At 49.9% G+C, this 25,027-nt stretch carries 18 protein-coding genes, 7 tRNA genes and 1 other RNA gene; 6 read left to right on the plus strand and 20 right to left on the minus strand.

The genetic code is table 11. The features are described 5' to 3' along the window. Position 1: 1 nt before the first annotated feature. Complete coding sequence (locus tag OIM59_RS09840; RefSeq protein WP_299168624.1) at positions 2-1,177, minus strand: MFS transporter; 1,176 nt, start codon at positions 1,175-1,177, stop codon at positions 2-4. Positions 1,178-1,601: 424 nt separating this feature from the next. Between OIM59_RS09840 and OIM59_RS09845 the strand changes: the two genes are divergently transcribed. The 3 genes from OIM59_RS09845 (at position 1,602) to OIM59_RS09855 (ending at position 7,837) form a co-directional block, all read left to right on the plus strand. After that, the gene (locus tag OIM59_RS09845; RefSeq protein WP_299168622.1) at positions 1,602-4,811 is read left to right on the plus strand and encodes a carboxypeptidase regulatory-like domain-containing protein; all 3,210 of its coding nucleotides are present in this window, start codon (positions 1,602-1,604) and stop codon (positions 4,809-4,811) included. 89 nt (positions 4,812-4,900) lie between these two features. Beyond that, a complete protein-coding gene (locus OIM59_RS09850; protein WP_299168619.1) occupies positions 4,901-6,088 on the plus strand; it encodes an ectonucleotide pyrophosphatase/phosphodiesterase in 1,188 nt (395 codons plus the stop codon). Between the two features lie 237 nt (positions 6,089-6,325). Then, positions 6,326-7,837 carry an IS1182 family transposase gene (locus tag OIM59_RS09855; protein ID WP_303896458.1) on the plus strand — a complete coding sequence of 504 codons (1,512 nt, stop codon included), beginning with the start codon at positions 6,326-6,328 and terminating at the stop codon, positions 7,835-7,837. 175 nt (positions 7,838-8,012) lie between these two features. Here the strand turns inward: OIM59_RS09855 and ettA are convergent, their stop codons facing one another. The 4 genes from ettA to OIM59_RS09875 form a co-directional block, all read right to left on the minus strand. Further along, positions 8,013-9,701, minus strand: coding sequence for an energy-dependent translational throttle protein EttA (gene ettA, locus OIM59_RS09860; RefSeq protein ID WP_299172021.1), 1,689 nt, complete (start codon positions 9,699-9,701; stop codon positions 8,013-8,015). A 19-nt stretch (positions 9,702-9,720) separates the two neighbouring features. Further along, entirely contained in the window at positions 9,721-10,842 is a 1,122-nt protein-coding gene (locus OIM59_RS09865) for an MFS transporter (RefSeq protein WP_299172019.1), read from the minus strand. 127 nt (positions 10,843-10,969) lie between these two features. Then, on the minus strand, positions 10,970-11,791 hold the full coding sequence (panB, locus tag OIM59_RS09870; protein ID WP_299172017.1) for a 3-methyl-2-oxobutanoate hydroxymethyltransferase: 822 nt from the start codon (positions 11,789-11,791) through the stop codon (positions 10,970-10,972). 63 nt (positions 11,792-11,854) lie between these two features. Next, entirely contained in the window at positions 11,855-12,502 is a 648-nt protein-coding gene (locus tag OIM59_RS09875; RefSeq protein ID WP_072542969.1) for an HAD family phosphatase, read from the minus strand. A gap of 87 nt (positions 12,503-12,589) precedes the next feature. Between OIM59_RS09875 and OIM59_RS09880 the strand changes: the two genes are divergently transcribed. Further along, on the plus strand, positions 12,590-13,951 hold the full coding sequence (locus tag OIM59_RS09880; RefSeq protein WP_299172014.1) for an MATE family efflux transporter: 1,362 nt from the start codon (positions 12,590-12,592) through the stop codon (positions 13,949-13,951). A 7-nt stretch (positions 13,952-13,958) separates the two neighbouring features. Here the strand turns inward: OIM59_RS09880 and OIM59_RS09885 are convergent, their stop codons facing one another. The 5 genes from OIM59_RS09885 to OIM59_RS09905 form a co-directional block, all read right to left on the minus strand. Then, positions 13,959-15,212 carry an Nramp family divalent metal transporter gene (locus OIM59_RS09885; RefSeq protein ID WP_299172012.1) on the minus strand — a complete coding sequence of 418 codons (1,254 nt, stop codon included), beginning with the start codon at positions 15,210-15,212 and terminating at the stop codon, positions 13,959-13,961. Between the two features lie 83 nt (positions 15,213-15,295). After that, positions 15,296-16,567: a clostripain-related cysteine peptidase gene (locus tag OIM59_RS09890; RefSeq protein WP_303896462.1), complete on the minus strand. Its 1,272-nt coding sequence runs from the start codon at positions 16,565-16,567 to the stop codon at positions 15,296-15,298. Continuing rightward, complete coding sequence (locus OIM59_RS09895; protein ID WP_299173502.1) at positions 16,564-16,971, minus strand: hypothetical protein; 408 nt, start codon at positions 16,969-16,971, stop codon at positions 16,564-16,566. The genes OIM59_RS09890 and OIM59_RS09895 overlap by 4 nt, the downstream gene beginning before the upstream one ends. Positions 16,972-17,136: 165 nt before the next feature. After that, positions 17,137-17,997, minus strand: coding sequence for an RNA polymerase sigma factor RpoD/SigA (locus OIM59_RS09900; RefSeq protein WP_021971286.1), 861 nt, complete (start codon positions 17,995-17,997; stop codon positions 17,137-17,139). 267 nt (positions 17,998-18,264) lie between these two features. Continuing rightward, the gene (locus OIM59_RS09905) at positions 18,265-19,758 is read right to left on the minus strand and encodes a trypsin-like peptidase domain-containing protein (RefSeq protein WP_299173507.1); all 1,494 of its coding nucleotides are present in this window, start codon (positions 19,756-19,758) and stop codon (positions 18,265-18,267) included. A 302-nt stretch (positions 19,759-20,060) separates the two neighbouring features. Between OIM59_RS09905 and rnpB the strand changes: the two genes are divergently transcribed. Next, an RNA gene (rnpB, locus tag OIM59_RS09910) (RNase P RNA component class A) lies at positions 20,061-20,423 on the plus strand. A 24-nt stretch (positions 20,424-20,447) separates the two neighbouring features. Then, positions 20,448-21,764 carry a YihY/virulence factor BrkB family protein gene (locus OIM59_RS09915; protein WP_299173510.1) on the plus strand — a complete coding sequence of 439 codons (1,317 nt, stop codon included), beginning with the start codon at positions 20,448-20,450 and terminating at the stop codon, positions 21,762-21,764. A gap of 68 nt (positions 21,765-21,832) precedes the next feature. Here the strand turns inward: OIM59_RS09915 and OIM59_RS09920 are convergent, their stop codons facing one another. From OIM59_RS09920 to nspC, 10 genes are all read right to left on the minus strand, one after another. Beyond that, entirely contained in the window at positions 21,833-22,438 is a 606-nt protein-coding gene (locus OIM59_RS09920; RefSeq protein WP_022354909.1) for a riboflavin synthase, read from the minus strand. 37 nt (positions 22,439-22,475) lie between these two features. Beyond that, positions 22,476-22,688 carry a hypothetical protein gene (locus OIM59_RS09925; RefSeq protein WP_072542976.1) on the minus strand — a complete coding sequence of 71 codons (213 nt, stop codon included), beginning with the start codon at positions 22,686-22,688 and terminating at the stop codon, positions 22,476-22,478. 134 nt (positions 22,689-22,822) lie between these two features. Then, a tRNA-Gly gene (locus tag OIM59_RS09930) sits at positions 22,823-22,895 on the minus strand. Positions 22,896-22,914: 19 nt separating this feature from the next. Further along, positions 22,915-22,990 (minus strand) — tRNA-Gly (locus tag OIM59_RS09935). Between the two features lie 7 nt (positions 22,991-22,997). After that, positions 22,998-23,078: transfer RNA gene (locus OIM59_RS09940), tRNA-Leu, on the minus strand. A 40-nt stretch (positions 23,079-23,118) separates the two neighbouring features. Continuing rightward, positions 23,119-23,191, minus strand: a tRNA-Gly gene (locus OIM59_RS09945). A gap of 8 nt (positions 23,192-23,199) precedes the next feature. After that, positions 23,200-23,284: transfer RNA gene (locus OIM59_RS09950), tRNA-Leu, on the minus strand. A 30-nt stretch (positions 23,285-23,314) separates the two neighbouring features. Continuing rightward, positions 23,315-23,398, minus strand: a tRNA-Leu gene (locus OIM59_RS09955). A gap of 33 nt (positions 23,399-23,431) precedes the next feature. After that, a tRNA-Gly gene (locus tag OIM59_RS09960) sits at positions 23,432-23,504 on the minus strand. Between the two features lie 359 nt (positions 23,505-23,863). Further along, on the minus strand, positions 23,864-25,027 hold the full coding sequence (gene nspC, locus OIM59_RS09965; protein WP_303898201.1) for a carboxynorspermidine decarboxylase: 1,164 nt from the start codon (positions 25,025-25,027) through the stop codon (positions 23,864-23,866).

Here is a 25,027-nt window from a genome sequence, read left to right on the forward strand (position 1 = left end):
GTCAATTCCGGGAAAAGAGAGTAATCAGCAGAGACACTGCCGCCAACCCGATTCCAGCCCCTGTCACTCCCGCCCAGCCAAATGCATGCCAGCATGTCCCGGCCAGAAAAGTCCCCAGTGAGCCACCCACGAAATATGTTGTCATAAAAATCGTATTCACCCGATTAGTCGCTTTCGGTGCCAACGACAAGGCACACGTCTGGTTGCTTATCTGGATGCATTGCATACCAATATCTATCACCACAATGCCCACGATAAAGCCCAGATAGAAATTCTGGAAGACATACATCACCCCCCAAGCCAGCATCATCAGCCCACAGCCCAGATAAGTGAAGAAACGTACCCCCAGCCTATGCACCAGACTGCCCACAAAAGAAGCCGTCAGCGCTCCCGCAATGCCACACAGTCCCAGCATCCCAATCACATTGTTTCCGGCATGAAAGGGTTCCCCGCTCAACTTGAAGGCAAGGCATGCCCACAAAGCCAGAAAACTTCCGAAGCAGAATCCGGCCCGCGCAGACACCATCCGGATGGTCGGATGGTCACGGTAGAGCGTAAACAACGACTTCATCAGGCCACCATAAGTACCTTTGAAATTCGACGGCATATCGGGCAATACCCGGAGCACAAGAAAAATGCACAGCAACATAAGAAGGGCCGCAATATAATACATGGTACGCCATCCCCAGTATTCGCCTACAAATCCGCTGACTACCCGTGAGCCGAGAATCCCCGTCAGCAGGCCGCTGACCATCATGCCCACGTTGCGAGCCTTATTTTCCGGAAGCGAAAACTGTGCCGCTATCGGAATAAAGATTTGCGGCATCACCGAACAGATGCCCGTCACCAGCGAAGCGGCCAGAATATAAGCCACGTTCGTGGAAGAAGCGATGCTGCACGTAGCCGCCACCAGCAACAGAAAGTTCACCACAATAATATGTTTGCGTTTATACAAATCGCCCAGTGGAATGATGAACAGCAATCCCAGCGCATAACCAATCTGGGTAGTCATCGGTATCAGGTTCGCCGTAAATTCCGAAATCGACAGATCCTCACTGATACGGTTCAACAACGGCTGGTTATAATACAAATTAGCCACCGACAACCCGGATATAATAGCCAACATCCACAACACCCCTGCCGGTATCCCTTTATTTTCCTCTAATTTTCGCCTCATATTCCTATTCATACCTTTTTCTTTCGCCCGCAAAAATACGCAAAAAAACAAAAGTCAGAAAAACTGGCTTATAAATTCAAACGAAAAGTAAATGCGGAATCTATACAGTAACACGATGTATAGGACTCCGATTAATTAAATAAATTACAAAACAATTACAAGCCCATCTCCCAACGTAATTCTCACACAATCAACAATAGAAAAAGAAGACTTCATCGCAAGCACCCTCTTTTCGAAAACAAAAAAGTTAATTATGTATTGACTGATTTGTTAAAACGCAAACATAGACTCTATGGGTTGAAAAGATTTTTTAACTTTGCAATCGAAAAGTTCTGACAATCAGACTTTATTTAAGCAGAAACAACAAGTATTAAACTGACAAACACTAAAGATAGATTTACATTTTTTATTTAATTAAATTTTTATGGTACATCATTCCAAATTCCTGTTTTCAGCATTGGTCGTTTCAGCCGTAGCGGCAGGCGCAAATGCTCAGGTAACCACTTCTGCTATCAGCGGAAAAGTTCTCGATGAAACCAAAGCACCGGTCATTGGCGCTACAGTGGTAGCCATTCACGAACCTTCGGGTACGCTTTACGGTGCAGTCACGAACGTAGACGGACGTTACACCATCCAAGGTATGCGTACCGGTGGTCCCTACAAAATTGAAATCTCCTACGTAGGCTACAACAAGACGACTTACACGGGTATCTCCCTCGAACTGGGTAACACCCTCAGCCTGAACGCAGAAATGAAACCAAGTTCAGAACTGCTGGACGAGGTGGTAGTGGTAGCCGATGCTAAGGCAAATGCCGGAGCAGCCCATAACTTCTCCACACAAAAAATTGAAAACACTCCGACAGTCGACCGTAACGTGTACGACATCGTGAAGAACATGCCGATGGCCATGACTTCCAAAAATGGAGGTATCACATTTGCCGGTTCAAACAACCGCTACAACAGTTTTCAGATTGACGGTACGGTAAGTAACGACGTGTTCGGTCTGTCTGCATCCGGAACCAACGGCGGTCAGACGGGTGCCAACCCGATTTCAATGGATGCCATCCAGGAAATCCAGGTAGTCGTAGCTCCCTTCGACGTACGCCAGAGCGGATTTACCGGAGGTGGTATCAACGCCATCACCAAGCAGGGTACCAACACCACACACGGTTCTGCCTACACGTACTTCAACAACCAGAACATGTATGGCAAGTACAGTGCCGTACGCGATTATGAAAAGTCTCCGCTCACCCAGCAGTACACCCGTACCTTCGGTGGAACATTGGGCGGTGCCATCGTGAAGGACAAACTGTTCTACTTCGTAAGTGCAGAAGCCAAGAAGGAATCGTATCCGTCAAGCATTTATCCGGGATACACCACTTCTTATCTGACATCTGAGCAGGCCAAACAGATTGCAGACGCGTATTACGACATGACAGGTTTCAGCGATGGATATGGACAGCGCAACATCGACAACAAATCTTTCGGTCTGCTGGCACGTATCGACTGGAACATCAACCAGAACCACAAGCTGGCTCTGCGTTACCAGCACAACAATTCATACGATGACAACTATGGCGTAGGCTCTACCAGCTACATGTTCGAAAACAGTGGTTACCGCATGAACAACAAGACCAACTCTATCGTGGCCGAATTGAACTCTCATCTGGGACAGAACCTGTACAACGAGCTCCGTGCTTCTGCCAGCTTCATCCGTGACCACCGTGACGTGGCCTATCAGGGACCTACCGTCCAAATCAGCAACATTCCGGCACCGGATGGCACCAACATCACGGCCAACATCGGTACGGAATATTCTTCCGGAGCCAACTACTTGGATCAGGACATCTATACCTTCGAAGACAACCTTTCCTGGTATCTGGGTAACCACACGCTGACCTTCGGTACACACAATGAAATCTACCGGATGAAAAACCTGTTCATCCAGGCTTCCAACGGTTCATGGTATTACAACTCACTGGAAGACTTCATTGCCGACAGACCGTACAAATATTCGTACAAATATACCGACCCGGCACTGACTGGCGGTGATACCAAATGGGCTCCGGCCATGAAATCCGGACAGTTCGGATTCTATGCACAGGACAAATGGGATATCAGCACAAACTTCAACCTGACTTACGGTCTGCGTATCGATATTCCGGTCATCTTCAACAACCCGACTACAAACGAAACCTTTAACGAGTTTGCCGAAGCACAACACTTGAACGCCCGCGTGGGAGAGAACCCAAGTGCAAAGGTATTGTTCTCACCGCGTGTAGGTTTCCGCTGGTACACCGACGATTCACACAACACCCTGATTCGTGGCGGTGTCGGAATCTTTACCGGACGTGTGCCGTTCGTATGGCTGTCGAATGCCTTCAACAACACCGGTATGGAAAGCAAAGGAACAACCATCACGCCGGAAGATAAAGATGGAAACTACACTTACGACGCACCGAAACTGGGACAATATGCAGACGACCCGCTGGGTGCAGCCAACTCACAAAGCGGAGCTGCCGCAAAACCTGATATCGTAACCGTAGACAAGGACTTCAAATACCCGCAAGTGTTCCGTGTGAACCTGGCATGGGAACAGAAACTGCCAGGCGACGTGAAGATGACTTTGGAAGGTATCTACTCAAAGACCATGAACAACGTCTTCTTTGAAAATCTGGCATTGACCCAGAGTGGAAACAAGGTATATGCCGTAGCCGGCAATGAAGCTTCTGCCGCTCCTTACTACCAGTTCAACTCAGGAAACTACTATAGCATCATCAACCTGAAGAACACCAACAAAGGATATACTTACGCATTGTCTGCCTTGCTGGAGAAACACTTCAACTTCGGTCTGGACTTATCTGCATCTTATACTTTCGGACATGCAAAATCTGTAAACGACGGTACAAGCTCTGTAGCCTACTCTAACTGGAAATACAATTATTCAGTAGACACCAACTCTGGAAACGAACTTGGTTTCTCTAAATTTGATATTCCTCACCGTGTAATGGTTCAGGCCTCTTACAACAGCCCGAAATACTGGAACGGATGGACCAGCACTACTATCTCTGTCATCTACAACGGATTCTCCGGCAGCCGCTACAGCCTGACCATGAACGAAAAGTCTGATTACAACGGTGACAAATGGTCTGGTAACTCACTGCTCTACATCCCGACTGATGCCGAATTGAGCAAAATGAACTTCGTAGACATTACCGACAAGAATGGAAATGTTACCATGAGTGCAGAACAGAGCCGTCAGGCCTTTAAACAGTGGATTGAAAACGACAGCTATGCCAAGAACCACAGAGGCCAGTATGCAGAACGCAACTCTAACCTGAGCGACTGGGAACATGAAATCGACTTGCACCTGGCTCAGACCATCTACAATGTGCAGGGTGTCGGCAAACTGGAATTCACTTTCGATATCATCAACTTTGCCAATATGCTGAACAAGAAATGGGGAGCAAGCTACAGCTCTGCCTACAACTTGTCACCGTTGACAATGAACGGCCTTTCTACTGATGCAGACGGCAACAAGATTGCCTCTTTCTCTTACAACAAAGCCGAAATCCAGAAGAGTGACATCAGCTCACGCTGGCACTGCCAGGTGGGTGTAAGACTGACTTTCTAATGAAACACTGACCCTTCTCATAAAGGTGTATTGCCCGCGAAAAAGGCAATACACCTTTCTTTTTTCATTCTCAAACAAAAACCAGATTCATGAAAAAATTCATCTCCCTGTGCATCGCCTGGTGTTTCTGCCTCACCCTTTGGGCAGGCAAACACTACACCGTGGTTGTTTCCCTCGACGGATTCCGCTGGGATTATCCTAAAATGTACGACACCCCTTTCTTCGACCAGATGGCCAGCGAAGGGGTGAAAGCCACCATGATTCCTTCTTTCCCGTCGAAAACCTTCCCCAACCATTACACCATGGCCACGGGACTGGTGCCCGACCACCACGGCCTCGTGGCCAATACGTTCTGGGACCCGGAACGCAAGGAACTTTACAAAATGACCAAGCCGGAAACCCGCAACAACCCTGCCTACTACGGCGGCGAACCTATCTGGATTACAGCCCAGAAACAAGGCATCAAGACAGGCAATATCTACTGGGTAGGCTCCGACATCGCTGTCAAAGGACAGCACCCCACCTACTACCATGTGTACGACCAGAAACCGCGGCTCACACAGACGGAACGTGTGGCCGAGGCGTTGAGATTACTGAAATTGCCGGAAGAAGAGCGGCCTCAACTGATTATGATGTACTTTGAAGATTCCGACACGTACGGTCACAGCTACAGTCCGCACAGCAAGGAAACACGCCGCTGCATCGAAGAGCTGGACGGACTCATGAGATACTTGTGGGAGGGATTGCAGAGCTTGCCTTTCGGAAAGGATATCAACCTGATTGTGACAGCCGACCACGGCATGGCCACGGTAAGTGCCGACCGCTTTGTGCCCATCAAGCACCTGCTGAACGAGAAATGGTACACGCTGATTGACGGTAACCTGCCGGCACAGATTTATACGAAACCGGAATACCGCGACTCGGTGTATCAGGCCTTGCAGGGACTGGACCACGTGCGGGTATGGAAGAAAGAAGAGATTCCGGCTTACCTGCACTACGGCAGCAATCCACGGGTGGGCGACATCCTCGTGCTGCCCGACCTGGGCTGGCTGGTGGAAGAAGGTTCCCGAACGCTTCCCGGAGCTCACGGTTTCGACCCGACCTACGACGACATGCAGGTGATGTTCCGGGCCTGCGGACCCGATTTCAAGAAAGGCTATGAAGCCCCGAAGTTCCGCAACGTATCACTTTATTCCCTGCTGGCCCGCCTGCTGCACGTCACTCCCGAAAAAACGGACGGCAGTCTGGAAGATGTGGGAAACATGCTGATTCAGTGAGCTTTACCCTTCGTCCAAAAACACAAGTACGTTTGAGCTTAAACGCAAGTACGTTTGAATCAAAACGTAAGTGCATTTAAACAAAAACGAGGCCGTCTCAAAATGAAATATAATTTGAGATGGCCTTTTTTGTGTCTGCAAAAAAAATCGGGCAAGCCCAAACTTCGCTCAGTCAGGACTTGCCCGTCTCCCTAATTTTTCGTATCTTAGGGAATCAAGCAATATATCCCAAAGATAATGTTTAAAAACTATACCTCCAACGATAATCTGCTTTTACCTCCGTGTTTAGGCGATTTTATTCCCCAGAACGATCCGGTCCGGGTTGTTCACCGTATCATTGAACAGATCAGCCTGGAAGAACTTTACCGCAAGTACTCCGTCAAAGGCTGTCCGGCCTACCATCCCCGCATGATGCTGCAGATTCTGGTATATGCCTATCTGCGCAATATCTATTCCAGCCGCCGCATTGAGGAGTTCTGCCGCAATGACATCCGCTTCATGTGGCTGACCGGTACCAGGACGCCTGACCACAACACCATCAACCGTTTTCGCAGCAGCCGGCTGAAGGATGTACTCAAGACCGTCTTCGCCACCATCGTGAAGTTCCTCGTGGCGGAGGGCTTTGTAAGTCTGGACGTGGCCTGCACCGACGGGACGAAGATGGAGGCGAACGCCAACCGTTATACGTTCGTCTGGGGCAAGTCCATCCACACCCGCATCTCCAGAATTGCGGAACAGCTTGAGGAGATATGGCGGTACGCCGAGTCCGTCACCAAGCAGGAGCTGCGCGACTCCGCTCCCGTCACTTACCAGGACATCACCCCCGAGAAGGTGGAAAGGGCGCTGGAACAGATACATGAAGCTCTGGAGGGAACGGATGCGGACCGGAAAGTGAAGGCCAAGGTCCGGCGCGTGAGGAAGGCATGGCCCGAACAGCTGAAGAAATACGAATCCCAGGGAAAGATTCTCGACGGGCGCAACAGCTACTCCAAGACAGACCCCGACGCCACGTTCATGCGGATGAAGGAGGACCACATGAGGAACGGGCAGCTCAAGCCCGGATACAACCCGCAGGTCAGTACCAACAGACAGTTCATCCTGAACTATACCCTCCACCAGTGTGCCGGTGACACCTCCACCTATCCCCTGCACATGGAAGACTTCCATTCCCTGTACGGCAGATATCCTGACGTGTCCGTCTGTGACGCCGGGTACGGAAGTGAGGAGAACTACCTGTACGCCTTCAGGCACGGCATCGAAACCTTCATAAAGTACAACTATTTCCACAAGGAACAGAAAAGGAGCTTCAGGAATGACCCGTTCCTGTCTGCCAACTTCTATTATAATGAAGAAACCGACGGCATGTACTGTCCGATGGGACAGAGGATGGAAAGACTCTCCGATGTAAAGCGGACGACAGACAACGGTTTTGTACAGACCATCTCAAGGTACAGGGCACGGAACTGCAAGGGCTGCCCGTTAAGATGCCGGTGTCACAGAAGCCGGTCGGAAAGGATTGTGCAAGTGAATCATCGGCTGAGAAAAATCAAGGAAAGGGAACGTAAGAAACTCCTCTCTGCGGAAGGTCTTAAATACCGGAGCCAGCGGCCGCAGGATGTGGAAGCCGTATTTGGAAACCTCAAGAACAACAAGCACTTCAAGAGGTTCCATCTTCGTGGGCTGAAAAAGGTGGAAATTGAGTTTGGCCTGCTGGCCATAGCGCATAATCTTGCAAAAGTAGCCTCTTAGGAGGCTTCTGACGAGGGAAAAACGGTGTAAAACGTGAAATCTGTAGAAGGAAACTTGTAAATTCCTTTTTGAGGAAAAATCCAAACGACTTCAATCTGATATGAAACGACAGAGGCCATCTCAAGGTTTATTTTGAGACGGCCTCGTTTTTATGCATTATATAAACAGCTGAAAATCAGTCTTCCATCAACTTGCGGTAGCGCACGCGTTTCGGCTCTACATTGCCCATGCGCTTCATCTTGTTTTCCTCGTATTCCGTGTAGGAACCTTCGAAGTAGAACACCTGACTGTCTCCTTCGAATGCCAGGATGTGCGTACAGATACGGTCGAGGAACCAGCGGTCGTGGCTGATGACTACGGCACAGCCTGCAAAGTCTTCCAGACCTTCTTCCAGCGCCCGGAGCGTGTTCACGTCGATGTCGTTGGTCGGCTCGTCGAGCAACAGCACGTTGCCTTCTTCCTTCAGGGCCATGGCCAGATGCAGACGGTTGCGTTCACCACCCGAGAGCATGCCGCAAAGCTTTTCCTGGTCGGAACCGGAGAAATTGAAGCGGCTCAGGTAGGCACGGGCGTTCACGTCGCGGTTGCCCATACGAATCAGGTCGTTGCCTCCGCTGATGACCTGATATACGCTCTTGTTCGGGTCGATGTCCTTGTGTTGCTGGTCCACGTAGGCAATCTTGACGGTATCGCCCACCTCAAACTCGCCCTTGTCCACCGTTTCCAGTCCCATAATCAGGCGGAACAGTGTGGTCTTTCCGGCACCGTTCGGACCAATAACCCCCACAATGCCGTTAGGCGGCAACATGAAGTTCAGGTCGTCAAAAAGCAGCTTTTCGCCATACGCCTTGGCCACGTGCTTGGCCTCGATGACCTTGTTGCCCAGACGCGGACCGTTCGGGATGAAGATTTCCAGTTTCTCTTCCTTCTCCTTCACATCCTCGTTCAAGAGTTTGTCGTACGAATTCAGACGGGCCTTACCCTTGGCCTGGCGGGCCTTGGGAGCCATGCGCACCCATTCCAGCTCGCGTTCCAAAGTCTTGCGGCGCTTGCTGGCCGTCTTTTCTTCCATCTCCATGCGCTTGGTCTTCTGCTCCAGCCAGCTGGAATAGTTACCCTTCCAAGGAATACCTTCGCCACGGTCAAGCTCCAGAATCCATCCGGCCACGTGGTCCAGGAAGTAACGGTCGTGTGTCACCGCAATCACCGTTCCCTCGTACTGCTGCAGGTGCTGTTCCAGCCAGTCGATGCTTTCCGCATCCAAGTGGTTGGTCGGCTCGTCGAGCAACAGGATGTCGGGCTTCTGCAACAGCAGACGGCACAGGGCCACCCGGCGGCGTTCACCTCCGGAGAGATTTTTCACCAGCTGGTCTTCCGGCGGACAGCGCAGGGCATCCATCGCCCGCTCCAGCTTGCTGTCGAGGTTCCACGCATCGGTGGCATCAATGATATCCTGCAGTTCGGCCTGACGCGCAAAGAGGGCGTCCATCTTTTCCGGATCTTCGTAATACTCCGGCAAACCGAACTTCTGGTTGATTTCTTCGTATTCGGCCAGCGTGTCTACCACCTGCTGCACCCCCTCCATCACGACTTCCTTCACGGTCTTCGTGTCGTCGAGCTGGGGTTCCTGTGCCAGATAGCCGACACTGTATCCCGGCGAGAACACCACCTCGCCCTGATAGTTCTTGTCGAGTCCGGCAATGATTTTCATCAACGTAGACTTACCGGAACCGTTCAGACCGATGATTCCGATTTTCGCGCCATAAAAAAAGGATAGGTAGATGTCTTTCAATACCTGCTTGTTGTTCTGGAATGACTTGCTCACTCCCACCATTGAAAAGATAATTTTCTTGTCGTCTGCCATATTCTTTATATTGGTTAAGTTATCTGTTTTTCATTCGTCGCACGAAATAGCGGTGAATGGCTACCTGATAGACCAGCAGTCCCACCATGCAGACCAGCAAGGCCAGCAGGTACTGCCGCTTCATGGAGTCTTCCACGTATTTCCCGAGCACCACGCCCAGCATCACGCCCGACTCCCACAACAGCTGGTAGGTGTGATAGCCTGTCCCCCGCTCACAATGCAGCGGAAGATAAATCATCATCCGCAGGAACTGCAACAGAGACAGTCCCATGCCCAGTCCGAGCAGGAATCCGGCTCCCCACAGGGAATCGCGGCCGTCCGAGAGGTAAAGCATCAGCAAGGCAAGGCCCATCAGCACAAGACCTGCCGCATTCAGGAAGCGTCCGTCGGCCTGACTGCGGAACATCCGGTCGAGCAACAGGAAGGCCACAAATCCGACCATTGCACAAATGTAGAAAAAACTATCGAATATCGTACTGAATACCACCCCCAAAATGAAGGGAACCACCATCATGTTCAGTCCCGGAAGCAAGGTACGGAACAGCAGAAAGCGGTCGAACGACATCAGCGGCAAATCCAGCGGCGCACGGAAACAGACTTCCACCATCGATACCAGCAGGATAGGTATCACACACAGGATGGCAAACAGGTACAGTTCGTACTGGAAGGAAAGGAAATTTCCCAGACTGTATCCACCCCAGATGCCACACAGCATGCCGAGCACACCCGACCACGTGAAAGTGAGGTTGGCCCTGTTCCTACAATGGCTGGGCGTCACGTCGATGACCAGCGTACTACCCATCGACATCAGCACGACTCCAAACAAGGCTCCCTGCAACACCCGAAGCGCTATGATGGTTCCTATCCCCGGAGAATACGGATAAATCAGTCCCACCAACGCCAGCAACAGGATGCTGCGCGTGCACACGGCTTTACGCTTGAACATATCGACCAAGTAATTATTGAAAACGCCGAAGATGTACAAGGAAATTCCGAAAATGGCAATGGTGCCTCCGGCCTGAAGGTTGGTATAGCCTCCCTCGCCCACCATCCACCGATGCAGCACCGGGAAGAGCATATACACCGCCGTGTACAGGAAAAAATTCGCTGTAAGTAAAAGATTAAAACTACGATTCCACATTCTTTTTTTCTTTTCTCGTCTCTATCTTGTCTAAAACACAGATGCACAGACTGTACCACCTGCCGGAAACTGACCGCCCGGTCCTACAGTCCATGCACCTTTATGCCTTGTCAAAAAAACAACAGGCTTAATACTGCTCCGACTCATTGGGGAAGTCGCTCGACTTCACATCGGCCACGTAATGCCCGATGGCATCCGTCATCACCGTATTCAGGTCGGCGTATCGCCGCAGGAAGCGTGGGCTGAATCCTTTGGTCATACCCAGCATATCGGTCACCACCAGCACCTGTCCGTCAACTCCACCTCCGGCACCGATACCGATTACGGGGATGGTCAGCTCCTTAGCCACACGGGCTGCCAGTTCGGCCGGAATCTTTTCCAGCACCAGTGCGAAGCAGCCGGCTTCTTCCAGCAGACGGGCGTCTTTTATCAGTTTCTCGGCCTCAGCCTCTTCCTTGGCCCTCACGCCGTAGGTGCCATACTTGTTGATGGACTGCGGCATCAGCCCCAGATGTCCCATCACCGGCATGCCGGCTCCGATAATACGGCGAATCACATCGATGACTTCTTCTCCGCCTTCCAGCTTCAACGCATCGGCATGCGTCTCTTTCATGATACGGATGGCATTGCGTACCCCGTCGAACGGGTCGGCCTGATACGAGCCAAAAGGCATGTCCACAACCACCAGTGCGCGCTTCACGCCGCGCATCACCGATTTGCCATGATAAATCATCTGGTCCACCGTGATAGGAAGGGTGGTCACATTCCCGGCCATCACATTCGAAGCCGAATCTCCTACCAGAATCACGTCCACTCCGGCACCGTCTACAATCTGCGCCATGGTATAGTCATAAGAGGTCAGCATGGAGATTTTTTCACCTCTTTGTTTCATTTCAATCAAACGGTGAGTCGTCACTTTGCGAGTATCACCTGAAAGATATCCTGCCATAATTTTTTTCCGATTTAATAAAATTTCCGCAAAAATAGCCGATTTTTCCGAATCAGACAAGCGTTACAGCAAGTTCATCATGGCCTCGTAGGTAAAATGGCGGAAATCCGGAATCACCAAAGCGCACTGATTCTGAATGGCTTCTGCCGGATTGGTCGTGCTCAGCCCCACGACAGCCATCCCTGCGGCATTTCCGGCCTGAATACCATGGAACGAGTCCTCAAAAACGACACAGTTCTCCGGTACCGTCTCAAATACCTCTGCCCCCAGCAGGAAGCAGTCGGGTTCCGGCTTCGACTTATGGAACATTTCGGCCGTCAGAATCCGGTCGACCAATCCCTTCAGTTCGGGATGTGAGGCATAGACGTTAGCCATCTTCTTCTCGTTCGAGCTGGTCACGATGGCAATCTTCACGCCATGGGCACGCAGGCTGCGCATGAACGCTTCCACTCCCGGCACGTATTCATACTTCATCTCCGTCTCAAAACGGTTCAGACGGTCGGTAATTTCAGCCTGTTCCTGCTCCATACCCTGAAAATGGCGGTCGTAAATCTGCTTGAGGGTCTGTCCCTTGATAACCCGTCCGAATTCCTCGTATTCCGGATGATATTGTTTCCCTACCTTGTTCCAAAAAAGACTGTACTGCGATTCGGTATCCATCACCACCCCGTCGAAATCAAAAAGGGCGGCTACACATTTCGTTATGTCCATTCGATGTTTAGTTTGATTTAACGGTGCAAAGTTCTGAAATATCGGTTCATCTTCCTAACTTTGAGAATTAAATTAAACAAATTTCGCATGAAAGAGAACAATCCGCATATCTTGGGAGAGGCTCCCATCGGGAAACTGTTGCTGGAATATTCCATCCCGGCCATCATCGGCATGACGCTGACCTCGCTCTACAACATCATCGACAGTATCTTCATCGGACACGGTGTGGGGGCACTGGCCATCTCGGGACTGGCCATCACCTTCCCGCTCATGAACCTGCTGGTGGCGTTCTGTACGCTGGTGGGTGTGGGAGGTGCCACACTCTCCTCCATCCGTCTGGGACAGAAGGACAAGAAAGGGGCCGAAGACATTCTGGGCAATGTGGCGATTCTCTGTGTCATCAATGCCGTGTTCTACGGGGGACTGGCGTTCATCTTTCTGGAACCGATTCTGTTTTTCTTCGGGGCCAGCGAAGCGACCATGCCCTATGCCCGCGACTTCATGCAGGTCATCCTGCTGGGCAGTCCCATCTCGTATGTCATGATTGGACTCAACAATGTGATGCGGGCCACGGGCTATCCGCGCAAAGCCATGCTCTCGTCCATGCTGACGGTGGGATGCAACATCATCCTGGCCCCCATCTTCATCTTCGTGTTCGACTGGGGCATCCGGGGAGCGGCACTGGCCACGGTCTGCTCACAGTTTTTCGGCATGATCTGGGTGCTCTATCACTTCTGCAGCCCGAAAAGCTATATCCGTTTCCACCGGCCCAACCTTCGCCTGCAAAAGAAAATCATAGGAAATATTTTTGCTATCGGCATGTCGCCTTTTGTCATGAACGTGTGTGCCTGCTGCATCGTCATCTTCATCAACAACCGCCTGCTCAACTACGGGGGTGACATGGCCATCGGGGCTTTCGGCATCCTCAACCGCATCCAGATGTTGTTTGTCATGATTGTGATGGGCATCACCATGGGCATGCAACCCATTACGGGCTATAACTACGGGGCCCGTCATTTCAGTCGGGTAAAACGTACCTTGAAACTGGGTATTACAGCGGCTTGTATCATCACCACCGTGGGGTTCGCCTTGGGAGAACTGCTCCCCGAACTCTTCGTGGGAATGTTTACCGACAGCCAGGAATTGATGGACGACGCCATTCTCGCCTTGCGAATCGGTATTCTGGCCTTTCCTGTGGTCGGGGCGCAGATTGTCATCACGCAGTTCTTCCAATCCATCGGAAAAGCCCGGATTTCCATCTTCCTGTCCCTCTCCCGCCAGTTACTCTTCCTGCTTCCGGGACTGGCCTGGCTACCGCCTGTCTACGGACTGAAAGGGGTATGGTTCAGCATGCCGCTGTCCGACGGACTAGCCTTTGCGGTAGCCGCCCTCATGCTGATGTATCATTTCAAAAAGAAAATGACGGAACTTGCTCCGCACGAAGCCTAAGAAACATTCACGAAAACAACAATGCAAGGTTCAGCACGGACACCACCACCGCCATGGTATAGAGTACCCATGTACTCCAGCGGGAATTGACATACGGGCCCATTACGCGCCGGGAGGAAGTCAGCCACACTTGCAGGAAAATGGTGAACGGCAACTGGATGCTCAGCACCATCTGCGAGAGAATCAACCCCTGAAACGGGTTGTCAATGAACAGAATCACCACCAAAGCGAGTCCCAGAGAAAGCAAAATACCCACCCGCGAATGGATATCCTTCACATGATACGACTCGCCGAACATCCCGGCAAAGATGGAACCTGCTGCCATACCACTCGTCACCGTCGACGAGATACCGGCCATCAGCAGGGCCAAGGCAAACACCAGGGCCGCCTGACTGCCCAGCAAGGGTTCCAACAGACTTTTGGCCTGCTGCAGTTCTTCCACTTCCACCCCATGAGCAAAGAAAGTAGCCGCCGCCAGCAGAATCATCGCACTGTTGATGGCCCAGCCTACTCCCATGGAGAACAGAGTATCATAAAATTCATATTTCAGCAGCTTACGGATGGAAGCATCGTCCTGCTTGTTGTACTCGCGGCTCTGCACCACCTCCGAATGTAAGAACAGGTTGTGGGGCATGACCACTGCTCCCAATACGCTCATAATGACCAGCAGACTCCCTTGGGGAATGGAGGGAACTACCCACGAACGGGCCGCCAGCGGCCAGTCAATCTCCACCAGCAACAGTTCATAGAGAAAAGACAATCCGATAACGGAAACAAAGGCTATGATGGCCCTCTCAATCCGTTTATAGGAATTGGTGAAAAGCATGATGACGACAAACACCGTCGTCAGCAAGGCTCCCCAGATAATGGGAATATGAAACAACATTTCCAAGGCGATGGCCCCTCCCAGAATTTCAGCAAGGGAAGTGGATATGGAAGCCAGCACCGCCGTGCCCAGCACGGGGCGCGACACCCATTTGGGCGTGTATTTCGTGGCCGCCTCACTCAGGCAAAGCCCGGTAACGATACCCAAATGTGCCACATTGTGCTGAAGCACAATCAACATAATAGTAGATAGGGTAATGACCCACAGGAGCGAATAACCAAAATCGGCCCCTGCCGCAAAGTTGGAGGCCCAGTTGCCCGGGTCGATGAAACCGACGGTCACGAGCAAGCCCGGACCGATGTATTTAAAGAAATCCAGTCCACCTAAATAACGTTGGTGGTCCTTCCGTTGTAACTCTTTGATAAAATTCCACATAACGATAAATCTGCTTAAACCATAAAAACAAATTCAGCACACAGAAAGTTTACACAAAGCGTCAAGAAGTCAGCAATTATCAGTTAGTTCAAGGCATCCCAGCCTGCCGCACGGTACCACGCGATGGATTGTGTATAGTAACTGTTCCACAAAGTTTTATTCGCTACATAATGATTATACTCTCCCGGAATGTACATGCCGATTCCGCAAAAACGAGTATCATCCAATACCAACCCATCAAACTCATATTCAGGCCCGGCCAGACATTCCTTGGCAATCACCGCCTGATTCAGAGCAGTCTGTACAGAAGCAACCTCCATATTCAAGTCCGTTTCAGCCACTCCGCTTTTGCGTCCCAATTCACGGAAGAAATCAAGTACATCGTATGAGAAATACCGATAACTTTTCACTCCATACTGCTGTACATTCTCCATACTGACAGTAGGTAAAGCCTCCTGCCATTCCGTCAACTTGTTCTTCACCGCTTCGGCCAGACTCTCCATCTGACTGCAATCGACCGCCGCGCAGGTGCCCCACAGATTATTAATCTTATTAAAGGAAATAAATTCATGGCATACCGCCGAATAATCCACACTATCTGCATACAGATAAGAAAGAAGCTGGTCGTAAGGAAATCCATAAACCGGAGTTTCCAAAACGGAAGCCACACAATGTGAAGTCACGTCTTTCAGCTCATAACATACTTCCGCATTGGCCATCATGCAAGCATCAAACAATACAAAATCCAGTTTCTTCGTAAAACTATTTTTCAGAACCTCTGCCAATTCCGGGATATCAATGTTATAACCGTTGTCATCCCCAAAAGCTTTGGTCGGTACTGAATTTCCTTTCAGCCAGCCAGTAGCATGCGAACCGAAAATCACGCCATAACTATCAGAAGGAGCTACCGTCTGCATGTCCTTAAAGACTTCTTTCATCACAACCGGATCGGTGGCTATTTGGCTGTTCATCGTATATTCTTTCTTTTCCGCCACCTGGCAAATAGCGGAAAATGTCAAATTCATTCCTGTTAAAGCAGGCTGATTGTTGATATTTCCACGTCCGTCAGCATAAAAACTCATCAATGTAGGATAGCCCAACGGTTCATCGCCTGCATCAGGGCGATAATATACCAGCAACGTACACGATTCATTCATATTTCCCAGCGCCGTGTACATATCTATCACATTGCTCCGCAAATAAGTATCCAAGGAACCCGCCTGATTGTTCGATATCAGATAAGCCAGCACAGTACGTCCAGAACGCTTGGCCGGCTGCTGTTCCGGAATTTCATTGGAACATGCTGCCAGAAAGACTAGCAACAGGCCATACAGCCATTTCTTCATCTGCCTCATTCTACGTCAGGCTTTGTAAACTTGAATTCCGGATTTACATCTTGAAGGAACAATGCACCGCCCTTCGTATATTTTTCTTTCAGCTTTTTCAGCTCCTTCTGCACATTTTTCTTCTTCCGGCTAAAGAACATAAAGCAAGTGCGGTTCTTCCCGTTCTGCTTCTGCTCCAAGTAATCTTTCAACTGGATACTGTATAAAGCACGTCCCACCAGCATGTCCTTGTCATCCACGGCTGCGCTGTCCAGGAACTGCACATCAGTGAAATACACCAGCGAGTCCGTAAACGAAGCAGAAACACCGGCCAGATATACCCCATACTTTTTTTTATCTTTCGGCTGCTTGCTGAATGCCGAAGCAGCAAATACCATCATAAACAGGAAACAGAAAAATTTTGTGTAACGCATAATTCATCAATTTATGTGGGCAAAAGTACACAATTATGCGTAAAAACAGAAAGAAGACATATAAATTAACAAAGAAAAAGCCTTTATACATACAAAAAGAGATGTATCAAGACTGAGCCTGTCTTCATACATCCCTTCTGTTTTTTTCGGAAATCAATCTCTACCTTATCCCAAATAAGATTTGAGCAGCTTACTACGAGAATTTTGTCTTAATCGTCTAATTGCCTTTTCCTTAATCTGGCGAACACGCTCACGGGTGAGCCCAAACTTGTCGCCGATTTCTTCCAACGTCATTTCCTGCGTGTTAATACCGAAAAACATCTGGATGATATCCTTCTCCCTTTCGGTCAACGTAGAAAGTGCCCTGTCAATTTCCCTCGAAAGTGATTCATTCACCAAAGAGCGGTCAGCCATCGGAGAATCATCGTTCACCAGCACATCCAGCAAACTGTTGTCCTCTCCTTCCACAAAAGGAGCATCCACAGAAATGTGGCGACCGGAAACCTTCAGCGTATCCGAAATCTTGTCTACCGGAATTTCCAGTTCATCGGCCAGTTCCTCCGGCGACGGACGACGTTCGTTTTCCTGTTCGAACTTAGAGAATGCCTTACTGATTTTATTCAGTGAACCAACCTGGTTCAACGGCAGACGCACGATACGTGACTGTTCTGCCAATGCCTGCAAAATGGACTGACGAATCCACCAAACGGCGTAACTGATGAATTTGAAACCACGGGTTTCATCAAACTTTTCAGCGGCCTTAATCAAGCCCAGGTTACCTTCATTAATCAAATCCGGCAAGCTCAAGCCCTGGTTCTGATACTGTTTGGCTACAGACACCACAAATCGTAGGTTGGCACGTGTAAGTTTCTCTAATGCCGCACGGTCACCTTTACGGATACGTTGAGCGAGTTCTACCTCCTCTTCTACAGTAATCAAATCTTCACGACCGATTTCCTGCAAATACTTATCCAAAGAAGCGCTCTCTCGGTTAGTGATACTTTTAGTAATCTTTAACTGTCTCATTCTATATAAAATGATTTGGGTACAAAAGTACATAAAATTTTTGATTCTGACAGTGATTTTCTGAAGAAAGAATCTATAAATTTCTTAAACCAGCCTTCATTCTCTCTTTTTGTCAACCGCATGTCGAAAAGGAAACAGAGCAGACGGCCCGATTGTTCATTCCACGTACGGATTGTCCGCTCCTATAGCCAGAAGCCAAAGAAGGCGCTTCGGAGGTTCGAAGCGCCTTCATGTGGAAAAATCTTTCTACCTTACTATACTATGCGTTTATTCTGCCTGCGACAAGTCGACTGCATAATTTGCACGTTTGCCTGACGGATATACACCTGTCATGAACAGTACCTGATCGGCTGACTGGGAAGCGGCTTTCATCACGTTCTCCAAATCCTGCACGCTGCGCAACTGCTTTCCGTTGGCTTTCAGGATAATAAATCCTTTGCGGATACCGCTATCCTTCATTCTTCCGTCACTGACACCGGTTACTTCCACTCCATAGCCCAAGTTCAACTGTTCCTTCAGTTCTTTCGGCACAGCACGGAAGGCAGCACCCAGGATTTCCATATCTGCCTGTTTTACTACTTTAGTCGTTCCCTGAGAATTCTTCAAGGTAATGGTAAAGGTCTTTTCTTTCTTGTCACGCAAAACAGTCACCTTCACTTTGTCACCCGGACGATACTTAGCCAGCATGCCTTGCAGGTCGGCCATGGTCTTCACCTTGCTGTCATTCAGCTTCAAGATAACATCGTTCTTCTGCAAGACTCCGTCGGCTGAACCACCTTCGGTTACTTCTACCACCTGTACACCTTCGGTAGCACCCAGCTCCTTCTGTTCCTTACGGATCTCATCCGGATAAACCTCGTTACCCATATCACGACCGCCAATACCCAGCAATGCACGCTGTACGGTACCATATTGCTTCAAGTCGGTTACCACCTTGGTCATGATGCTTACCGGAATGGCGAAACCGTATCCTGAATAAGCTCCTGTCGGAGAATACAGCATGGCGTTGATACCTACCAGTTCACCTTTCGCATTCACCAACGCACCACCACTGTTACCTTGGTTGATGGCGGCATCAGTCTGAATGAAAGATTCTACCTGGTTGGCACCCAGTCCACGAGACTTCGCACTGACCACACCGGCTGTCACTGTAGAACCCAGATTGAACGGGTTACCGACTGCCAATACCCACTCACCTACTTTCAGGTTATCAGAGTTGCCGACCACGATAGCCGGGAAATCATCTCCTTCAATCTTGACTAATGCCAAGTCGGAAGTCGGGTCCGTACCGATGACACGACCTTTCATCTCGCGTCCGTCGTGCAGCTTCACGTTGATTTCATCCGCTCCGTCAATCACATGATTGTTGGTCACGATGTAACCATCCTTGGAGATGATGACACCAGAACCGAATCCTCTCTGTTCCGGAGTCTGTACCTGCTGCTGGCGGCCTCGCCCGTCACCAAAGAAGAAATCGAATATATCGGGCTGTTGAATTGTCTGAATCTTGCTACGCTGAATAGACATGATATGTACCACGGAGTTCAACGTACTTTCTGCCGCTTTCGTCAAATCGACCGGTTGCATGCTTGATGCATCCAATGCCGCCGTACGCAAAGGAGACGCAGTATCAAAAGCATCATAGAAAGATGTGTTTGCCTGATTTTTCTCCATCATGGCATACGCCGTAGCTCCGGCCACTCCAGCACTCAGTGCAATGACTGCTACTGAACCTATCGCAAACTTAGTTGTTGTTTTCATATCTTCTATTGTTTAAAATGTTAATTTCGATATTGTTTTAACTTTTCATTTGCTAAAGTAGAACAAATTCCATACGAGTGTACTCTTCCCCGGTTCTTTTTTCCGTCTTTTAACAATGCCCAGAAAGGCATTAACCGCAGTTAACTGCCAAATCTGCCAAATTTACATTCATTACCAGTGGAATAGTGACACCGCTGACAAATCGTCCTGCCCGCCAGATTCCATTCAGAAGGGTCCAAATGAAAGAATCCCGCCAATTATAGCACAAATTCCGTTTATTTGCGTACCTTTGCACAGAGAAAGCAGCTGGTCGGTCTGTCGCTGATACTATATATAGGTAGAAGAGGAAAGTCCGGGCAACACAGAGCATCCTACTTCCTAACAGAAAGCCGCCTGCAAAGGCAGAGTAATGCAGAAGAAAATAACCGCCTCCACCCGGAGGTAAGGGTGAGAAGGTAGGGTAAGAGCCTACCAGCCGTATAGTGATATGCGGGCTGTGCATCTTAGGAGTTGTAAGGTCATGTAAACCGGCATCAACGAGGGTTGCTCGCCCCACGTCGGAGGGTGGACCGCTAGAGCCTGCCGGTGACGGCAGGCGTAGATAAATGACAGGCTCCCCTGCACCTGCAGGGTGACAGAACCCGGCTTATAGACCGGCTGCTTTCTTTTTCACCATAAACACACGAACCATGAATGCCCGAATTAAAGCGCTGATTCATTTCCTCGACGATGGAATATGGCGCATCCGAGAAGATGAGGTGTCTCACCTCCAGTGGAAACTCTATACTTATCTCAAGATTGTCTATCTTTCCATCATCCAGTTCATCAACGACCGCATCGTGGTACGTGCCTCCGCACTGACCTACAGCACCCTGCTTTCCATCATCCCCATCCTGGCCCTGCTGTTTGCCATCGCCCGCGGCTTCGGATTCGACACCCTCATCGAGTCGCAGTTCCGGAGCGGAATGACCGGTTCGCAGGCCGAACTGATTATCAGCTGGATCAATTCCTACCTGGAACACGCCCAAAGCGGTGTCTTCATCGGCATCGGCCTCATCATGCTGCTGGGTACCATCCTGCTGCTGATTGACAACATCGAGCGCAGCTTCAACGCCATCTGGCAAGTGAAGAAGCCCCGCAGTGTGTTCCGGCAGATTACCGACTACTTCTCCATGATTCTACTGCTTCCTATCCTGCTGGTAGCCTCCAGCGGCCTCACTATCTTCATGACTACCTACGTGAAGGAAATGCAAAACTTCATGGTACTGGCCCCGATACTGAAATTCTTTGTCCGCCTCATCCCCTACGCCCTTATCTGGGGAATGTTCATCGGACTCTACACTTTCATGCCCAACACGAAAGTCAAACTGACACACGCCTGGCTGCCCGGTGTGCTGGCCGGAAGTGCATTCCAAGCCTTCCAGTACTTTTACATCAACAGCCAGATATGGGTATCGAATTACAATGCCATCTACGGAAGTTTCGCCGCCATCCCTCTGTTCCTGCTGTGGACACAGATTTCCTGGAGCATCTGCCTGTTTGGCGCCGAAATGAGCTACATCAGCCAGAACGTCTCCACCTTCAATTTCGGAAAGGAAACAGCCCACATCAGCCGCCGCTTCCACGACTTTTTCTGCACCATCATCCTGAGTTCCATCTGCAAGCGGTTCGCCACGGGCGGCAGACCTTACACGGCAGAAGCCCTCAGCAAAGAGCATAAAATCCCCATCCGGCTGACCAAAAGCATCTTGTACGAGCTTCAGGACATGCGGCTGATTTACGAAGCGGGGGCCGGAGGGGAAGAAAAGTCGCGCGAGCCCCAGTATCTGCCAGGCATCGACATCAACCAGCTGAGTGTAGGCACCCTTCTCAGCCAGCTGGACGCCAACGGGGCCGAGGATTTCAAGGTAGACCCCACCCATTATTCGGCTGCCTGGAAAACCCTGATAGACGCACGCAAGGAATTTACGGAAAAAAACAGTCAGATTTTACTCAAAGACCTATAAACGATTCAGGCGCAGCTTCCGGAAATATTCCGAGAACTGCGCCTGAAAAGCAAGAACCTCACTGGCCCTTATTTCGTGAGCTGCATCATGCGACTCAAATACTTTCCGATAATATCGAATTCGATGTTCACCACACTGCCCACCTTAATAGTATGGAAGTTGGTATGCTCGTAAGTGTAAGGAATGATGGCTACCTGAAAACTGTCGGCCGTCGGGTTGCAGACAGTCAGGCTCACCCCATTCACCGTAACGGAACCCTTGTCTACCGTAAAATAGCCGCGCTTGGCCATTTCCTTGTCAAAATCATACTTGAACGTGAAGTACCAGCTACCCTGAGCATCGTCGATGGCCGTACAAACCGCCGTCTGGTCTACATGCCCCTGCACGATGTGTCCGTCCAGCCGTCCGTTCATCATCATGCTGCGTTCCACGTTCACCTTGTCACCCGGAACCAGCAGGCCGATATTGGAACGTTCGATGGTTTCCTTCATGGCCGTCACCGTGTAAGTGCCGTCCTGAATGCTCACCACCGTCAGGCACACGCCGTTATGAGACACACTCTGATCAATTTTCAACTCGTCGACAAACGAACACTTCAGCGTCAGGTGCAGGTTTTCCTGATCCTTTACCACCTTCACCACTTCCGCATATTCTTCTACTATTCCAGAAAACATAAATTCTTATGGTTTTAATGATATACTACACACGTTCTCACTTTTTCTTGGGCGGTATCGGACTGCTCCATACCACTTCTCCATCGGACGCCACAACCGAGATTGTACCCCCGGCATAATCGTCAATGTAACTGTTGCCTTTCACCAGCATATCTTCCGCCATGTGGATGGCCTTTTCGGGAGTCTTGATGGAAAACCCCTTATTGTCGCTCGAACTTCCGTCCGAGAAATAAATATCATACGTTTTCATGACTTTTTCCTTTTTCTGATTGCAGGCGCAAATATATCAAATTCCTTATAATACCCGCAATAGATATTCAAAAAAAATCCACACTGGAAAACGCATAAAAAAAGAGAAAACAACTGGCGCTGTCTTCTCCTCCGAGCGGAAAACGAGACTCGAACTCGCGACCCTAACCTTGGCAAGGTTATGCTCTACCAACTGAGCTATTTCCGCAAATTTTCAGTAAACAAATTGGAGCGGAAAACGAGACTCGAACTCGCGACCCTAACCTTGGCAAGGTTATGCTCTACCAACTGAGCTATTTCCGCAATGTAGTGCCCAGAACAGGACTCGAACCTGCATGCCTCTCGACACACGCACCTGAAACGTGCGCGTCTACCATTCCGCCACCTGGGCATTACGGCCTTTCGACCTTCGCGCATCAAAAAAATGCTTGAGCGGAAAACGAGACTCGAACTCGCGACCCTAACCTTGGCAAGGTTATGCTCTACCAACTGAGCTATTTCCGCAATTTCTGTGAAGGAAATGAGACTCGAACTCACACGACATAAACTGTCACCACCCCCTCAAAGTGGCGCGTCTACCAATTCCGCCATTCCTCCAAAAAGAAAAAGAAAAGAATTGTTTTTTCGTGGTGCCCAGAACAGGACTCGAACCTGCATGCCTCTCGACACACGCACCTGAAACGTGCGCGTCTACCATTCCGCCACCTGGGCATTTGCTTAGCGCAACTCTTTTCTTTTTCATTGAGCGGAAAACGAGACTCGAACTCGCGACCCTAACCTTGGCAAGGTTATGCTCTACCAACTGAGCTATTTCCGCATCACTTCTACAATCGTTCATCATTTTCCCGATTGCGAGTGCAAAGGTAGTCTTTTTTTTGAAACTACCAAAACAATCGGGTATCTTTTTTTGAAAAAAGTGATATTTTTGAGTGAAGGCATTTTGCCGCTCCAAGGTACTCCCGCCTTATTTTCGGTCGGAAGAAGTTGGGAATGAAGACTTTTTGAAAAGGGAAAGAAAGGTTCTCCAGCCTACAAAAAAAACGCAAGGACGTTTGAACGAAAACGTACTTGCGTTTCAATCCAAACGTACTTGCGTTTTGATTCAAACGTAAGTGCGTTTAAGGTAAAGCGTCTAAGCGTTTTCCAACCAACGCCTAGACAGGCTCCACAACAGACTCAACACATGCGGTCGCGATAATCCTCGTAATGGAAGGTGCGATACACCTCCAGCTCGCCGTCGGTATGCAGAATGGCAATCGACGGGTGATGAATACCATTAAACATATTCGTCTTGACCATAGTATAGTGAATCATGTCCTCAAACACAATCCGCTCACCCACCTGCAGCTCATGGTCGAACTTCCAGCTGCCCATGTAGTCACCGCTCAGGCAACTGTTACCGCCCAACCGGTACACATGCTCTTCTTTCGGAGCGGTTTTCACGGCATCGGCTGGCAACGACTCGGCATCACGCACCCGCGGCTGGTAAGGCATCTCCAGGCAGTCGGGCATGTGACAGGTGAAACTGACATCGAGAATGGCTGTCCGGATGCCCCGGCTTTCCACCACGTCGACCACCGAAGCCACCAATGGTCCTGTCTGCCAGGTGAAGGCCGAACCTGGTTCCAGAATGATTTTCAGGTGCGGATAGCGCGACCTCAACCCTTGCAACAGGCGAATCAGATGGTCCACATCATAATCGGACCGTGTCATCAGATGGCCTCCTCCCAGATTCAGCCATTTCAGCTGCGGAAACCAGCGTCTGAATTTCTCCTCAATATGCTGAAGCGTGCGTTCCAGTTCGTACGAGCTCGATTCGCAATGGCAATGGCAATGAAATCCTTCAATCCCTTCCGGCAACTGCTCCGGCAGCAAATCGGCCGTCACGCCGAAACGGGTACCCGGCGCACAAGGATTGTACAGCTCCACCTCCACTTCCGAATATTCGGGATTGACACGGATGCCGCAGGACACCGGTTCCGGATTCGCCTTGGCCATCGGATAGAACCGTTCAAACTGCGACATCGAGTTGAAGGTGATGTGGCTGCTGTATTTCAGGAAAGCCGGAAAGTTCTGTGCCGTATAGGCGGGTGAATAGGTATGTGCCTTACTACCAAACTCTTCGAAAGCCAGACGGGCCTCGTATTCGGAACTGGCCGTAGTGTATCGGATGTATTCCCGGAAAATCGGGAATGATTTCCACATGGCGAAGGCCTTAAACGCCAGAATAATTTCCACCCCTGCCGTATCGGCCACGTGCTTAATCAATGTGAGATTCTTTCTCAGCAATTCCTCCTCCATGACATAGCACGGAGAGGGTATCTTGTCCCAGTCTTTTAT

This window comes from Bacteroides mediterraneensis (assembly GCF_025993685.1).
GTDB lineage: Bacteria > Bacteroidota > Bacteroidia > Bacteroidales > Bacteroidaceae > Phocaeicola > Phocaeicola mediterraneensis_A.

Coding starts and splice junctions, on each gene's coding strand:
- OIM59_RS09885 (WP_299172012.1), bottom strand. CDS start 15,212: ATGTGGAATTTTATCAAAGAGTTACAACGGAAGGACCACCAACGTTAT.
- OIM59_RS09890 (WP_303896462.1), bottom strand. CDS start 16,567: ATGAGGCAGATGAAGAAATGGCTGTATGGCCTGTTGCTAGTCTTTCTG.
- OIM59_RS09900 (WP_021971286.1), bottom strand. CDS start 17,997: ATGAGACAGTTAAAGATTACTAAAAGTATCACTAACCGAGAGAGCGCT.
- OIM59_RS09840 (WP_299168624.1), bottom strand. CDS start 1,177: ATGAGGCGAAAATTAGAGGAAAATAAAGGGATACCGGCAGGGGTGTTG.
- OIM59_RS09845 (WP_299168622.1), top strand. CDS start 1,602: ATGGTACATCATTCCAAATTCCTGTTTTCAGCATTGGTCGTTTCAGCC.
- ettA (WP_299172021.1), bottom strand. CDS start 9,701: ATGGCAGACGACAAGAAAATTATCTTTTCAATGGTGGGAGTGAGCAAG.
- OIM59_RS09855 (WP_303896458.1), top strand. CDS start 6,326: ATGTTTAAAAACTATACCTCCAACGATAATCTGCTTTTACCTCCGTGT.
- OIM59_RS09925 (WP_072542976.1), bottom strand. CDS start 22,688: ATGAAAACGTATGATATTTATTTCTCGGACGGAAGTTCGAGCGACAAT.
- panB (WP_299172017.1), bottom strand. CDS start 11,791: ATGGCAGGATATCTTTCAGGTGATACTCGCAAAGTGACGACTCACCGT.
- OIM59_RS09905 (WP_299173507.1), bottom strand. CDS start 19,758: ATGAAAACAACAACTAAGTTTGCGATAGGTTCAGTAGCAGTCATTGCA.
- OIM59_RS09880 (WP_299172014.1), top strand. CDS start 12,590: ATGAAAGAGAACAATCCGCATATCTTGGGAGAGGCTCCCATCGGGAAA.
- OIM59_RS09915 (WP_299173510.1), top strand. CDS start 20,448: ATGAATGCCCGAATTAAAGCGCTGATTCATTTCCTCGACGATGGAATA.
- OIM59_RS09895 (WP_299173502.1), bottom strand. CDS start 16,971: ATGCGTTACACAAAATTTTTCTGTTTCCTGTTTATGATGGTATTTGCT.
- OIM59_RS09850 (WP_299168619.1), top strand. CDS start 4,901: ATGAAAAAATTCATCTCCCTGTGCATCGCCTGGTGTTTCTGCCTCACC.
- OIM59_RS09865 (WP_299172019.1), bottom strand. CDS start 10,842: ATGTGGAATCGTAGTTTTAATCTTTTACTTACAGCGAATTTTTTCCTG.
- OIM59_RS09875 (WP_072542969.1), bottom strand. CDS start 12,502: ATGGACATAACGAAATGTGTAGCCGCCCTTTTTGATTTCGACGGGGTG.
- OIM59_RS09920 (WP_022354909.1), bottom strand. CDS start 22,438: ATGTTTTCTGGAATAGTAGAAGAATATGCGGAAGTGGTGAAGGTGGTA.